13 protein-coding genes are annotated in these 14,541 nt (G+C 44.4%); 10 read left to right on the top strand and 3 right to left on the bottom strand.

Annotated features, from left to right (window positions below; genetic code table 11):
• The first annotated feature begins 58 nt into the window (after window positions 1–58).
• The 9 genes from AB1F57_RS12205 to AB1F57_RS12165 all read left to right on the top strand — a co-directional run bounded on the left by AB1F57_RS12205 (window position 59) and on the right by AB1F57_RS12165 (window position 9,851).
• On the top strand, window positions 59–439 hold the full coding sequence (locus AB1F57_RS12205) for a hypothetical protein (RefSeq protein WP_367985800.1): 381 nt from the start codon (window positions 59–61) through the stop codon (window positions 437–439).
• Window positions 440–479: 40 nt separating this feature from the next.
• The gene (locus tag AB1F57_RS12200; RefSeq protein WP_172005291.1) at window positions 480–923 is read left to right on the top strand and encodes a dUTP diphosphatase; all 444 of its coding nucleotides are present in this window, start codon (window positions 480–482) and stop codon (window positions 921–923) included.
• Between the two features lie 6 nt (window positions 924–929).
• On the top strand, window positions 930–2,297 hold the full coding sequence (gene radA, locus AB1F57_RS12195; protein ID WP_367986361.1) for a DNA repair protein RadA: 1,368 nt from the start codon (window positions 930–932) through the stop codon (window positions 2,295–2,297).
• Between the two features lie 228 nt (window positions 2,298–2,525).
• The gene (locus AB1F57_RS12190) at window positions 2,526–4,565 is read left to right on the top strand and encodes a transcription antiterminator (RefSeq protein WP_367985799.1); all 2,040 of its coding nucleotides are present in this window, start codon (window positions 2,526–2,528) and stop codon (window positions 4,563–4,565) included.
• A gap of 1 nt (window position 4,566) precedes the next feature.
• Window positions 4,567–4,851, top strand: a complete 285-nt coding sequence (locus AB1F57_RS12185; protein WP_105137479.1) for a PTS sugar transporter subunit IIB — start codon at window positions 4,567–4,569, stop codon at window positions 4,849–4,851.
• 42 nt (window positions 4,852–4,893) lie between these two features.
• The gene (locus AB1F57_RS12180; protein WP_170242431.1) at window positions 4,894–6,240 is read left to right on the top strand and encodes a PTS ascorbate transporter subunit IIC; all 1,347 of its coding nucleotides are present in this window, start codon (window positions 4,894–4,896) and stop codon (window positions 6,238–6,240) included.
• A 1-nt stretch (window position 6,241) separates the two neighbouring features.
• Window positions 6,242–7,084, top strand: coding sequence for a transketolase (locus AB1F57_RS12175; RefSeq protein ID WP_170242432.1), 843 nt, complete (start codon window positions 6,242–6,244; stop codon window positions 7,082–7,084).
• A 1-nt stretch (window position 7,085) separates the two neighbouring features.
• Entirely contained in the window at window positions 7,086–8,006 is a 921-nt protein-coding gene (locus tag AB1F57_RS12170) for a transketolase family protein (protein WP_367985798.1), read from the top strand.
• A gap of 87 nt (window positions 8,007–8,093) precedes the next feature.
• Window positions 8,094–9,851: a glycerophosphoryl diester phosphodiesterase membrane domain-containing protein gene (locus AB1F57_RS12165; protein WP_367985797.1), complete on the top strand. Its 1,758-nt coding sequence runs from the start codon at window positions 8,094–8,096 to the stop codon at window positions 9,849–9,851.
• Window positions 9,852–9,940: 89 nt separating this feature from the next.
• On the opposite strand, the gene AB1F57_RS12160 is transcribed toward AB1F57_RS12165, so the two are convergent.
• Together AB1F57_RS12160 and AB1F57_RS12155 are read right to left on the bottom strand one after the other, a co-directional pair.
• Complete coding sequence (locus tag AB1F57_RS12160; RefSeq protein ID WP_105137474.1) at window positions 9,941–10,477, bottom strand: GNAT family N-acetyltransferase; 537 nt, start codon at window positions 10,475–10,477, stop codon at window positions 9,941–9,943.
• A 14-nt stretch (window positions 10,478–10,491) separates the two neighbouring features.
• Window positions 10,492–10,791, bottom strand: coding sequence for a YbaB/EbfC family nucleoid-associated protein (locus AB1F57_RS12155; RefSeq protein ID WP_125266523.1), 300 nt, complete (start codon window positions 10,789–10,791; stop codon window positions 10,492–10,494).
• 175 nt (window positions 10,792–10,966) lie between these two features.
• Between AB1F57_RS12155 and AB1F57_RS12150 the strand changes: the two genes are divergently transcribed.
• Window positions 10,967–12,136 carry an SIS domain-containing protein gene (locus AB1F57_RS12150; protein WP_105137472.1) on the top strand — a complete coding sequence of 390 codons (1,170 nt, stop codon included), beginning with the start codon at window positions 10,967–10,969 and terminating at the stop codon, window positions 12,134–12,136.
• A gap of 57 nt (window positions 12,137–12,193) precedes the next feature.
• Here the strand turns inward: AB1F57_RS12150 and AB1F57_RS12145 are convergent, their stop codons facing one another.
• Window positions 12,194–14,464 (bottom strand): Xaa-Pro dipeptidyl-peptidase, encoded by a 2,271-nt coding sequence (locus tag AB1F57_RS12145; RefSeq protein ID WP_367985796.1) that lies wholly within the window; start codon window positions 14,462–14,464, stop codon window positions 12,194–12,196.
• Window positions 14,465–14,541: the final 77 nt, after the last annotated feature.

Below are 14,541 nucleotides of genomic sequence, written 5' to 3'. Positions count from 1 at the left end.
AGTGAATGATTATTTCAAGACCTATCTAGCTCACCCCGCTTATCAAGAAGTGTAAGAAGTGGTGGAGAAACAGAAGTGTTTAGTTGAGATTGTCAGCCTAGCCGGCATGGGATTTGATAGGGAAGCAACTACTCCTCAGATAGAGGAGAGAGCCGTGGAGATGGGTTATCAATTACCACCAGCTCATCTGGGAGTTTATCTTCGCCTGACCTTGTTGGAGCAGGAAGTCAGTCAAGATACTATACTCTCCCGAGGAAAATCACCAGATGGAGCCATTTGCCTGCTTTCGCCTCAGTTGGAAGAAGAATTCACCTTCCCACGCAGTGTCTATCTCCGTAAGGTTGACCAAGACTTGTGGCTACGTGCAGCCCGCTTTGATGACGACTATGCCTTCCCCTTAACAACACTTTTTGCATTTGTGACGAAAAATGCGAATTAATACAATGAATAAAAAGAAGAAAATGATATAAGGAGTTTTTATGAAAATCCGTGGATTCGAACTGGTCAGCCAGTTTACTGATGAAAACTTATTGCCAAAACGTGAGACAGCCCACGCAGCAGGTTACGACCTAAAGGCTGCGGAGAGAGTCAGCTTGGAGCCAGGTGAGATTAAGCTGGTTCCAACAGGTGTAAAGGCCTATATGCAGTCCAATGAGGTCCTCTATCTCTACGATCGTTCGTCCAACCCACGCAAGAAGGGGCTGGTTTTGATTAACTCTGTTGGGGTTATTGACGGCGACTACTATGGAAATCCAGCCAATGAAGGTCATATCTTTGCCCAGATGCGAAATATTACCGAGGAAACCGTCGTGGTGGAAGCGGGCGAGCGGATCGTGCAGGCTGTTTTTGCCCCCTTCCTACTAGCAGACGGCGACCAGGCCGACGGCGTGCGGACAGGCGGATTTGGCTCGACGGGGAAATAGGAGGAAATCATCATCGCTAAGAAAAAAACAACCTTTGTCTGTCAATCTTGCGAGTACCACTCGCCCAAGTACCTGGGGCGCTGTCCTAACTGTGGTTCTTGGTCTAGCTTTGTTGAAGAAGTCGAAGTGGCGGAGGTCAAAAATGCCCGCGTCAGCCTGACTGGTGAGAAAACCCGTCCTATGAAACTCAATGAAGTTTCCTCCATTCAAGTGGCTCGCACCAAGACCAATATGGAGGAGTTCAACCGTGTCCTCGGTGGCGGTGTGGTGCCAGGGAGTCTGGTCCTGATCGGAGGCGATCCAGGGATTGGGAAGTCCACCCTGCTCCTGCAAGTATCGACTCAGCTGTCTACCATTGGCACCGTCCTCTATGTGTCGGGGGAAGAGTCTGCCCAGCAGATTAAGTTGCGGGCGGAACGTTTGGGCGACATTGATAGCGAGTTCTATCTCTATGCGGAGACCAATATGCAGAGCATTCGGACCGAGATTGAGAAAATCAAGCCAGATTTCCTGATTATCGACTCTATCCAGACTATTATGAGCCCTGACATCTCCAGCGTGCAAGGCTCTGTCAGTCAGGTCCGTGAAGTGACCAACGAGCTTATGCAGATTGCCAAGACCAACAATATCGCAACCTTTATCGTCGGCCACATGACCAAGGAAGGAACCCTGGCTGGACCGCGGACCTTGGAGCACATGGTGGATACAGTTCTTTATTTTGAGGGCGAGCGGCAGCACACCTTCCGTATCTTACGGGCGGTCAAAAACCGTTTTGGCTCCACCAACGAAATCGGCATTTTTGAAATGCAGTCACAGGGTTTGGTCGAAGTCCTCAATCCTAGCGAGGTCTTTCTGGAAGAGCGTTTGGACGGAGCGACAGGCTCTGCTATTGTCGTGACCATGGAGGGCACCCGCCCCATCCTTGCGGAAGTGCAGGCTCTGGTGACCCCGACCATGTTTGGCAATGCCAAGCGGACCACGACAGGCTTGGATTTCAACCGTGCCAGCTTGATTATGGCGGTTTTGGAAAAACGGGCAGGCCTGCTCCTCCAAAACCAAGATGCCTATCTTAAGTCAGCTGGCGGTGTCAAACTGGATGAGCCAGCTATTGACCTAGCGGTCGCAGTTGCCCTTGCCTCCAGTTACAAAGATAAGCCAACTAACCCACAAGAGTGCTTTATTGGCGAGATTGGTCTGACAGGGGAAATCCGCCGTGTCAATCGGATTGAACAACGGATTAACGAATCCGCCAAATTGGGCTTTACCAAGGTCTATGCTCCTAAAAATTCCCTGAGCGGTATCAAGGTGCCCAAGGAAATCACGGTTATCGGCGTGACCACCATTGGCGAAGTCTTACAGAAGGTGTTTGGGTGATATAGGCGTATGACCTGCATCAATCAATATGATAAGAATTAGTATTATAGAAGAGTTTGGCGTTTTCCAAACTCTTTTAATCTTTACTATCTGCCAAATTTAGCTGGTATTATGTTTATTAGTCATTCTTGAGCCCAGTCTGAATTTGATTTCAAGAGAAGTAAATTGGGCTCAAATTGGGTAGAAATTATTTTTGAAAGGGTTTACAATGTTGTTAAGGAGGAACTTATGATTGATAATCGCACACTTGCAATCCTCATGGAATTATTTGCTACTAGTCAAATGAACCTATATGAATTAAGTATTCAGACGGGAATCGACAAAGGCACACTTCAATCCAGTATCGAAATTGTCAATCAGTTATTAAAAGAGCAGTCATTAGACTCTATAGATTTTAATGAGGAATACTATAGTGTTCCAGACTCGTTATTAAAGAGTAAGGATCAAATATTTCAGTTGTTTAGCAATAGGCAAATCTATTTATCTCAGGAACAGCGCCAACTAGTTATTTATCTCTATACTTTTATTCGAAAAGATTTTGTATCTAACGTTCATTATCAGGATTTGCTTAGTGTCAGTCGTAATACAACTCTGACAGATATAAAAAATTTGAGAGAGTTGTGCCAACGATTTGCAGTACAATTCGAATATAGTCGGTCCTTAGGATACCACCTAGTTGGTGATGAATCTGATAAATATCGAGTGGCTATTTACGCTATCAGTGAGTGTCTACAGTCCTCAGTCGGCATTTGGGCCTTAGATTATGTTTTAAAAAGTTGGTCTGAGCCAAATCTGTTTGAAGATTTAAAAATGATTTCTCAGCAGACTTGCCAAGTCTACCAAGTATCGGCTTTAGAAGGGCGTCTGGATGAATTTCTATATTTCCTGATGTTCTTAGCGATTCGTAGGGACAGAGTGCAAGATGACTTAAAATCAGTTGGTAACCAGGTTAATTCTGTCGATGAGTTTGTACAACATTTGTGGAGTTTTATTGAGCTAAAGAGAGAGAACTCAGATTTACTTTTGCCAGGTCTCCATCAATACCTTGCACATCTACTTCAAGGATGTTTAGAGGGGGACATTACGACAGCTGACTATTTCTTCCATCAATTGACCCTAGAGATAGTAGAGGAAATGGAGCGCTTATCGCTGATTACCTTTGAAAATCGTCAAGAAATGATTGAGGGGCTTAAGCGCCATTTGATCCCTGCCTATTATAGGCTAACTCTCCAATTAGTTAATGTCAATTCTTATACAGAAGTTATCAAGAAAGAACATACAGATTTATTTATATTAGTAAAAAAAGCGCTGAAGCCGCTTGAGGCACACCTAGGTTTTCCAATATCTGATAGTGAAGTTTCCTATTTTGTAATCCATTTTGGTGGATATATAGAAGCTAATAAGAAAAAAACCTATCGGTATGAGGGCTTGATTGTGTGTCCAAATGGAGTAAGCTCTTCGCTAATTGTTAAAGAAAATTTGAGACAACTATTCCCAAATATTCATTTTGCAGATACTCAATCTCTTCAACAATTGAAACAAATTGATACAAGCAAATATGATATGATTTTTGGGACAATTAAAATTGATACTACTCAGCCGTTTTTCTTGGTCCCTCAGATTATGTCTGAGAGCCAAAAGAAAGAATTGTTTCAATTGGTGAATAATCAATTCAATAATGCAGGTTATTTTCCAATCGAAATAGAACAGTTGCTATCTGTTATTGGTAAGTATGCAACGGTTCATCAAGAACAGGCCTTGAAATATGAGTTGGTGCAATTTTTAAATAAACGATCAGGTGAAAAAAGGGGGAGAAGTCCAATGTTATCAGAATTAATTACCAAAGAAACATTTCAGCGGTCACCAAAAAGTCTATCCTGGCGTGAGGCAATTACTTTAGCAGCTCAGCCATTATTACATAATGACACAATTGAAGCTTCGTATGTAGATGCTATGATAGCTAAGGTAGAAGAATTTGGTCCATTCATTGACTTAGGGAAGGGAATCGCGATTCCACATGCAAGGCCAGAAGATGGGGTGAAACAAGTTGGAATGTCTATGCTGGTGCTAGATAAGCCAGTGCAACTACTCGATGACCCGAGTCATGAAATTAGGTTGTTCATCTGTATTGCAGCAGTGGATAATCAGTCTCATTTAAGAGCTCTCTCTCATTTGACAAAAATATTGAGAGAGGACAATCACGTTAAACAACTTATCGAAGCGCAAGGCTTTGATGATATAAAAAATTTATTAATGGAGGAACAGTAATATGTTGCGAATTGGAACAGCTTGTGGATCAGGTTTAGGATCTAGCTTTATGGTACAGATGAACATTGAATCAATACTCCGAGATTTAGGTGTATCTGATGTCAACGTTGAGCATTATGACTTGGGTGGAGCAAATCCGAGCGAAGCTGATATTTGGATTGTCGGTCGTGATTTGGCAGATTCTGCGACCCATCTTGGAGATGTTCGTATACTTAATAGCATTATTGATATGGATGAACTCCGGGAGTTGGTGACAGGGATTTGCCAAGAAAAAGGTTTGGTTTAAAAACAGAGGGATTTCCTCTAGTAAAATAAAAAGGAGCACATTATGATATTAGATTTTCTGATTGATATTGCTAAGACACCAGCAATCTTAGTAGCCTTAATTGCTATACTGGGTCTGGCTTTGCAGAAAAAGCCAGCTTCGGACTTGATCAAGGGTGGTTTGAAAACCTTCGTTGGCTTTATTGTTGTAGGAGGCGGTGCAGATATTATTGTTGGGTCACTTGAACCCTTCGGACAAATGTTTGAAAAAGCATTTAACTTAACTGGTGTGGTACCGAATAATGAAGCAATTGTAGCCTTAGCTTTAGATAAATACGGTACGGCAACCTCATTGATTATGTTGTTAGGTATGGTATTTAATATTGCCATTGCTCGTTTCACACGCTTTAAATATATTTTCTTGACAGGTCACCATACCTTATATATGGCCTGCATGATTGCGGTTATTATGAGTGTGGCAGGCTTTACTTCAGTTGGCTTGATCGTTATGGGTGGTTTGGCTCTTGGTATCATCATGACCTTATCTCCAGCATTTGTTCAGAAATATATGATTCAACTTACTGGAAATGACAAGGTTGCTTTGGGACATTTCAGCGCCCTTGGATATTGGCTAAGTGGGGTCGTTGGTGGTTTAGTTGGTGATAAATCCAAATCAACGGAAGATATCAACTTCCCTAAAGGCTTGGCTTTCTTGCGTGACTCAACAGTAAGTATCGCTATTTCAATGTCACTTATTTACATGATTGTTGCGCTGTTTGCAGGTGGAGACTACATTAAGGAAAATTTGAGCGGTGGCACCAATAGTATGATTTATGCCTTAACACTAGGTGGTACTTTTGCGGCAGGTGTCTTTGTTATCTTGGCAGGTGTTCGTTTGATTCTTGCAGAAATTGTCCCAGCCTTTAAAGGGATTTCTGAAAAATTGGTTCCAGATTCAAAACCAGCTTTGGACTGTCCAGTTGTTTATCCTTATGCACCTAATGCTGTACTGATTGGATTCATTTCAAGTTTTGCAGGTGGCCTTGTTAGTATGGTGATTATGGCGTTTACTGGCGGTGTAGTTATCTTGCCTGGTGTAGTCCCTCACTTCTTCTGTGGTGCTACTGCAGGTGTTATGGGAAATGCTTCAGGTGGTGTCCGTGGCGCTGTTGCAGGTGCCTTTATGCAAGGTGTCCTTATTAGCTTCTTGCCAGTTTTCTTGTTACCGGTCTTGGGAGATCTAGGCTTTGCTGGTTCAACGTTCTCAGATGCAGACTTTGGACTTGCTGGTATTTTCCTCGGAACCTTGGCAAATAATGGCGGAGTTCTTACAGTATCAATTGGGATCTTTGCTGTCTTGGCAGGCATGATTGGACTATCTCTTGTGAAGAAAAATCAGAAAGAGGCTTAATATGACGCATAAGAGTCTAGAACTGAAGCAATTTGCGACAGATATTCGACGAAATATTCTAGAAACCTTAAACCAGCTAGGTTTTGGTCATTATGGTGGATCGTTATCAATTGTTGAAGTTTTAGCAGCTCTATATGGGGAAGTTCTGGATATTACTGTCCAGAATTTCTCATCTAAAGAGCGCGATCACTTCATATTATCAAAAGGTCATGCAGGCCCAGCGCTGTATAGCACCCTATATCTAAAAGGATTCTTTGATCATGACTTCTTGTGGTCGTTAAACAAAAATGGGACACGACTTCCATCGCATCCGGATAGAAATTTGACTCCGGGAATTGATATGACTACAGGTTCACTCGGGCAGGGAATTAGTGTAGCAACGGGTGTAGCCTATGCTAAAAAAATTCAAGATTCTCCTTACTTTACTTATACATTAGTTGGAGATGGTGAACTAAACGAGGGACAATGTTGGGAAGCTGTCCAATTTGCGGCGCACCAAGAATTATCTCATCTTATTACATTTGTTGATGATAATAAGAAACAGCTAGATGGGACAACTGCTGAGATTAGTAGAACATTTGACTTTGTTGATAAGTTTGCTGCCTTTGGTTGGGAGGCAGTTCGAGTAGATGGATCGGATATTGAAGCCATTATTGAAGCGATTCAAACTTTTAAAAATAGCTCGTCTAACCGTCCGAAATGTATTGTTTTAGATACTATCAAAGGACAAGGTGTTGATTTCCTAGAAACAATGGAGAGTAACCATCATCTGCGTTTGGATGCTGATTTGCGTGCACAATTAGAAGCTAGTGTCCATTCCTTAAAGCATAAGGAGGAGGTGTAGGATGAGACAAACGACAGAAATGCGTAAGGTTTATAGCCAATTTTTAGCTGAGGTTGGTCAAGTGAATCAAGAGATAGCAGCAGTGGAGGCAGATTTATCTAGCTCTATGTCTACCAACAAGTTGAACGAAGTTATCGGAAAACGGTATGTTAATGTTGGTATCATGGAACAGGAAATGGTGGGAGTTGCAGCTGGCTTGTCCTTGATGGGCTATCGGCCTTATGTCCATACATTTGGTCCATTTGCAAGTCGTCGTGTCTTTGACCAAGTCTTTATTTCTTTGGGATATGCCCAGTTGAATGCAACGATTATTGGTTCGGATGCCGGGGTCTCTGCTGAAATGAATGGCGGTACACATATGCCTTTTGAGGATTTGGGACTGATGCGTTTAATTCCTACAGCTCGCGTATATGAAGTGAGCGATGATGTTCAATTTAGAGCAGTTTTGGAAGAAACTCTTACTGTTGATGGTTTTAAATATATCCGAACAATCCGTAAGGCACCGACCGCCATCTATGAAGGTGGCGAGGATTTCAGTAAAGGTTATCGAGTAGTTCGTGAGGGCGACGAAGCTATAATTGTAGCGAGTGGAATTATGGTGGAGCAAGCCTTACTGGCAGCTGAAAGGTTAGCAGAAGAAGGAATTTCAGTCGGTGTTATAGACTTGTTTAGAGTTAAGCCAATTCACGAAGATATTCCTAAGCTATTATCTGGAAAAGTTGTAGTGACTGCAGAAAACCATAATAGAGTGGGCGGTCTAGGAAGCAGTATTTGTGAGTTGATGGCTACAGACCCTAGCACTGTGGTTCATCGAATTGGTGTTGATGAATCTTTTGGACAAGTCGGGCAACAAAATTACCTAATGGGTGTTTATGGTCTTACAGCTCATGATATTGTTGCTAAGGTTAAAGATAGTATATAGAAAGCTGGGTCCCTCCAGCTTTTTATCTTGTCGCCTTCTCACCTGACTTGGCTTGAAAAATTCCTTGAAATATGGGACACTAGGTCTATGGATAGAATACGTCGTGAATTTCAAAAGGTTTATTATAATCTGGATAAAATCCTGCTCTTGTTTTTTGTCTCCTTTACTGTTATGGAGTTTGTATGGATTCCGCTCAATTCCTGGTTGGCAGAATTTCTTCTGTCGCTGACAGGCCATGCCTACCTATCTCCAACAAATATCCTCCAAGTCCTATCTAGCAATCTTTTTGTTACTATTCTTTTTGCTCTGCTGGTCATTCTAAATATCTTGGTTGCCTATCTGGAAATTGCCCTCATCTTTACTGGGGTTAGGCAGTTGTTGGACAGTCGGGTCAAGCATTTGAGAGATTATATTAAGGATGTTGGACGGGATATGGTGGGGATTATTGGCCATGCCAGTCTCGCTAAAATTAGCTTTCTCCTATGCTATGCAACGGTGTTATTGCCCTTTTTGCGTAGGATTTTGAATATTTATTATTTTAATAAGCTAGTCATTCCTCAATTTGTGTTGGATTATCTTGAAAAGAACAATCTTGTAGCCTTAGTGATTGCTCTAAGTTTGTTGGTCTTTTCTTGGTTATCTGCTAGGCTCATGTATGCTATACCTAAGATTTATTTTGAACACCGTGGGGTCAAGGAATCAGTAGCCCATTCCTGGCATCAAACCCGGGGGCGGCAGCAGTTGGTAGCCTACGCCCGCCTCTTGTGGACAATGACCTTGCCTGGTCTGGTTATACTTGGTGTTGGGCTCACCCTCTATCTGTTCCAGCTTTTGGTGGACAAGACTCTGCCTTCCCTGGCCTATCCCCTGGCCTTGCTGAGCTTCATCCTCTTCAGGCTGACCTACTATGGGGCTATTGCCATGTTTATGACCAAGTTTGTGACTCTCTTGACTGGTCAGCATTTACCAAGCTACCGACGAAAGCGCCTGCGTCACCGCCTCCGTTTGCTGATTGTGGTAAGCTCTGCCTTACTCTTTGGTTTGGATGGGGCTCTCAGCCTTTATTATCCCTTTGAAAGCCTGCCAGTGACCATTTCTCACCGAGGTGTGGATGATGAAAATGGTGTCCAAAACACCCTTGAATCTCTGGAGTTAACTGCCCAGCTCAGGCCGGATTTTGTGGAGATGGACATTCAGGAGACCAAGGACGGTCAGTTTGTCGTCATGCATGATACGAATTTGTTGGCTTTGACGGGAAATACCGGAGGTACGCACGATTATAGCTTGCAGGAGTTGACCTCCATGACCGCCTCGGAAAACGGTCAGTCTGCACCAGTTCCGTCTTTCGACGCCTATCTGGATAAGGCAGACCAATTGGGTCAGAAACTCCTGGTCGAAATCAAGGAGACCAAGCAAGATAGTCCTGATTTAGCTAAGAATTTTGTCAAAAAATATGGGAAACGCCTCTTGGCCAAGGGACATCAGTTTCATTCGCTAGATTATCAGACCATTGTAGAAATCGAGAAGGTTCTGCCCCAGCTAAAAACCTATCTGATTTTGCCCTTTAACAGTATCTATCCTCAGACAGTAGCGGATGGCTACACCATGGAATATACTTCTCTGGACCAAAATTTCATGATGAAGTCTTGGTTACGCGGCAAGTCGGTCTATGTCTGGACGCCCAATTATGAGGACGAAATGACACGGATGGCTATGTTTCAGGTGGATGGGATTATCACCGACCAGCTTGAGAGCTTGCAGAGGGTTGAAGACAGTCTGCGGTCAACCACCCGCTATGCAGATTTGTTCCTCTTGCAGGTCGAGTCTTTGTTATATGGATTGTAAAAAACGTGAGTTCGGATGGAACCCACGTTTTTAATGTGAAATGGGAAGGAATTCCCATCAAAAGCAAGTTTTGAGAGCTTCATACTAGCCTAGGAGTTATGCCATTCTTCTCTGAGAATGCCGTATTTGACAGAGTCATAGTAGTATCCCTGCCAGTAGCGAACCTTGCGAATTTGTCCTTCTTTTCGCATGCCAATCTTTTCAGCTACCCGCATCATGCCAGGATTACCAGACCAGGTGGTCAGTCCGATGTGTTCCAGTTCTGGCATGCTTGTGAAAATCTGACGAATCCATTTCTGGAGGGCTAGAGTTGCGAATCCTTTTCCCCATTGGTTCTCATTATAGATTTCGATACCAACTTCTAGCCAGCGTGTGGCTTGATTTTCCCAATAATAACTAACCATTCCGATTGGCTCTCCATCTACCAAGATGCCTCGAACTTCTTCTGTTTGAAACCAAGGATAGCGCGGTGATTCTTGGAAATTGGTGAAGTCTTTATAAGCCTGATAGTCATCGAAATAGGGTGCTGCGAATTCTTTCCAGTAGGGTTTGTCGTCAGAGAAGCCTATTTTCCAAATAGTTAGGAGTGCTTGCTCTGTAAGAGGGAGGAGTTCTAGGTTGGACATGGGAGTACTCCTTTTTAAAATGGCAATTTCCCTGCGAAGGCACCGAGTTTCTTCTTGGTTGCCTCATCAATTTGTTCCAGCGCTGCATTAACCGCCTGAATGGTCATATCCTGCAAGGTTTCGATGTCGTCAGCGTCAACAACTTCAGGTTTGAAGTCGATGGCAACCAATTTCTTGTCGCCTGTCAAAGTTGCGGTGACCAAGTCTTGTGCAGAAGTGCCTGTAAACTGGGTTGCAGCCAGTTCAGCCTGGCTTTGCTCCATTTGCTTTTGCAATTTCTGGGCCTGTTTCATCATTTGTTGCATGTTCATCATAGTGTCTTTCCTCCAAAAGTATTCTGTAAGTATTATAGCATGAAAAGCGCCGAATTGAGTAGGAAAAAAAGTTAGACAAAATTAAAATATTAACCTACTTTAAGTTGACTTTGTGGAAAAAATCGCTTATAATAAAAGAAAAACTGGTTATAACCAGATAAAACAAGGAGGACCTATGTTCCGTTTAGCAAAAGAAGAACTTGAAAAGTTGGGTGCCCATATTACAGCGGGTGAGATTTTCCAACAGCCTGGACTCTGGCGCGAGGCCTACCAGCTCTATCTCGATAAGCTTGAAGTCATAGAGCGCTTTGTGGCTGACATCAAGGAGAAACATGATTTTGTCCATGTCATTTTGACAGGGGCAGGGACATCTGACTTCGTTGGTCAGAGCATCGCCAACTACCTCAATAATGTCAATGACTTGAAACGCATTCGCTTCTCAGCCATTGGTACGGTAGAATTGGTTGGTCGTCCGCATGATTATCTTCAGGCTGATGTACCGACTATCCTGGTATCCTTTGCCCGTTCTGGAAATTCTCCAGAGAGTGTGGCAGCGGTGGAAATTGCCAAGACACTGGTTGACACCCTTTACCAAGTAACCATTACCTGTGCACCTGAAGGGAAATTGGCTCAAGCGGCAGAGGGAGATGCAGACAATCTCTTGCTCTTGCAACCAGCCGGCTCCAACGATAAGGGCTTTGCCATGACAGGTTCTTACAGCTGTATGTCCTTGACGGCCCTGCTTGTCTTCTCGCCAGCTAGCCAAGAAGAAAAAGCTGCATGGGTCGACACCATTGCTCGCCTTGGCCAGGATGTCTTAGACCGTGAGGACTTCATCCAAGAGATCATTGATCTGGATTTTGAGCGCGTGATTTACCTGGGAGCAGGCGGTTTCTACGGGGTTGCCCACGAGGCTCAGCTGAAGATTTTGGAATTGACCGCTGGTAAGATTGCGACCATGTACGAGTCTCCGCTCGGTTTCCGTCATGGACCAAAATCCTTCATCAACGACAAGACCTTGATTTTCCAATTTGTCTCAAATGATGCTTATACACGCCAGTACGATGTGGACCTCTTGAATGAGGTGCATGGAGATGCAATAGCAGAGCGAATTGTTGCCCTTTCTGCATCGAAATTGGAAGGCACTGAGGCACCAAATTTCGTCCTCGCGGAAGGCGGAGCAGAGCTACCAGACGTCTTCTTGACCTTCCCATACGTGGTCTTTGCCCAAACGGTGTCTATCATGGCAGCCATCAAGTGCAAGAACTTGCCAGACACTCCGTCGCCAACCGGAACGGTGAATCGAGTGGTGCAGGGTGTGATTATCCATCCATTGGAGAAATAATTTTTATCGAAATAGACAGTCAAAAAACGAGTTGCGGTGGGCAGCTCGTTTTCTGGTTTATACGTACGGTAAATGTAGCTTGGACTGTGCCAAGTCCACTGTGATGCGATAGTCTGTGTTGTCGCGTACGGTGATTTCAAAGTCGGTCGTATAGAGGACCAGGCGGAGTTTATCGCCTTTTTTCAGCTTGTAAATGGTTGGCTGGAGTTCCCAGGCCAGGTTCATCCACTCATCTGGTGTGACGGACTCAACGGTCATCAAGTCACTGCGATTTTGCAGGTTAAGATAGCCTTTGGTGATGATTCGTTGTGGGCTTTCTTTGAATGGCAATTCGGTCAAATTTTCCTGAGCGTGGTAGCGACCGTTGTCTAAGCTAAGGCGAGCTAGCGGTGCTGGGATTGGTGCCAAGCGTTTTGCTGGTCCAAAGTCCAATACCTGGGCAGACAAGAGCCCTTTGGCTAGATTGGATTTGACACGGAGTTCTAAGCAGGCTCTACCGTTGAGCTGGACATCCTGGTCCAGTTCAATGTCCACCGTAATCTGATTGGCCTTGTCCGCAAACAAGTCTTGGTGGAAACTTGGATAGGATTTGCCGTATTTAGCAAAGGTTTCCTCATCATAGTTGTTTTGAATAGCTGTCTCAGCCTGTCCCAGACCCAAGCTGATTTGCTGGTCTCCGCCAAAGGTTTCCAGTGTGGTCCAGCTTTGCTCGCCAGTATTTTCCTGCCAAATGACGGTCGGAAGTTGGTAGGCATTGTCGTGGCCAAGGAGTTTTTGGCTGAGCAGGGCGTTCATGCTTTCACGGAAATCAATGGATTGCCAATTATTGATGTAAACGTGGGCACCGTTGTGGAAAAAGAGGTGCTTGTTAATGTGGGCTGGCAGAGCGTGGAACATATTCCAGACATGAATAGGCTTGACATTCCAATCCTGCGAGCCGTGGGTAAAAACGACCTCACACTTGACCTTGTCGGCATTGAGTAAATAATTGCGGTCCTGCCAATACTGATTGTAATCGCCTGTCTGACGGTCAAGGGCAGAGCGCTCAGCAGCCAATCCCTTCTCGTAGTCAGCCTTGTTGCGCAGGAAGTCACCTGCCTGCAAACTCTTGGAGTAGGTCAGAGCGGTCAGGCTGTCCAAGTCTTCTCCCGGATAACCACCGGGGCTGGTCACCAAACCATTTTCACGGTAGTAGTCATACCAAGACGAAATACCTGCCTCGGCGATAATTACCTCAAGTCCGTCAACACCTGTTGTCGCAAGGGCATTGGACATGGTACCTAGGTAAGACAAGCCAGTCGTCGCAACCTTGCCATTGGCCCAATCAGCCTTGACCTGCACGGTGCGCGTGTGGTCTGTGTAGGCTTTGGTGCGACCGTTCAGCCAATCAATCACTGCCTTGTACCCCTCGACCTGCTGGTAATCACCAGACGTCATATAGCCTGTAGAACCCAGTGTGCCGACACCAGAGATGTGGAGGCTGGCAAAACCGCGTGATAGGAAGTAGTCATTGAGTGAATAAGAGCCGATATGTCCCAGTTTTTCAGTCGCTGAGCTCGTCGGCAAGTCACGCTGGTCTAGCTCAAGGGTCTTGTAGCTTGGTGTGCCCACCTCAATTTTGCCGGGAGTCTTTTTAGCCAGCTCTGTTTCCATTTTGTGAAGAGCCTTATCGCTTGCGACATCATTGGTTCCTTGGTGATAAGGGCTATTGGTAATGATAGCGGGAATGCCCCCCTCGTGGTGAGGACGTAAAATAGAAACCTTGACAATGTCCGTCTGCCCAGTTCCTGCTGTGTCCACAGGCGTTTCAACATAGACGACCTCGCGAATGAGATTCTTGGTCGAGAAGGTCGCAAGGGCTTTGCCATTGAAGAAATGATACGCATTATCTTCAGGAATCAAATCATCCGCTACCAGCTGGTCAATCAAGGTATTGCCTGACTTGGTGCGCGTATTGAGCAGCTGATAGAGATTTTCAATGATGTCGCCAAAGACAATTGGGAAATTGGTTTTCTCGGCAAAAGCTGCAACATCAGTATAGTCAAAGTTTGGTACAAAGCCTAGCAATTGAAAGGCTACTTGGTAGAAAACTTCCGCAGTGACTTGGCGGTCCGACTGAAAGAAGGTCAAGAGGTCTGTCTCCCAGTCTGCAATCATATTAGACAGGGCAAAGTCTGTGTTGGTTGTCAGAAAATGACAGGTTCTTACGAAGATTTCCAGGATTTCTTTTATTTCTGCTTGACTATCGACCGCAAAGCCGATAGAATGGAGTTCGTTTACAATGGTTTCCCGATTTTGTGGGATGTATGAAAATTGATTAAAACGCATAGGAGCTCCTTATTTTCTGAAATTATCTACCTTCCATTATAGCGGAAAAGGGGCAAATTTGTCTAAGAATAGTTAGA

Origin of the sequence: Streptococcus nasisuis (genome assembly GCF_040836615.1) — a bacterium.
GTDB lineage: Bacteria > Bacillota > Bacilli > Lactobacillales > Streptococcaceae > Streptococcus > Streptococcus suis_V.
The sequence above is the reverse complement of the archived record's forward strand: the minus strand, read 5'-3'. Positions and strand labels throughout refer to the sequence as shown.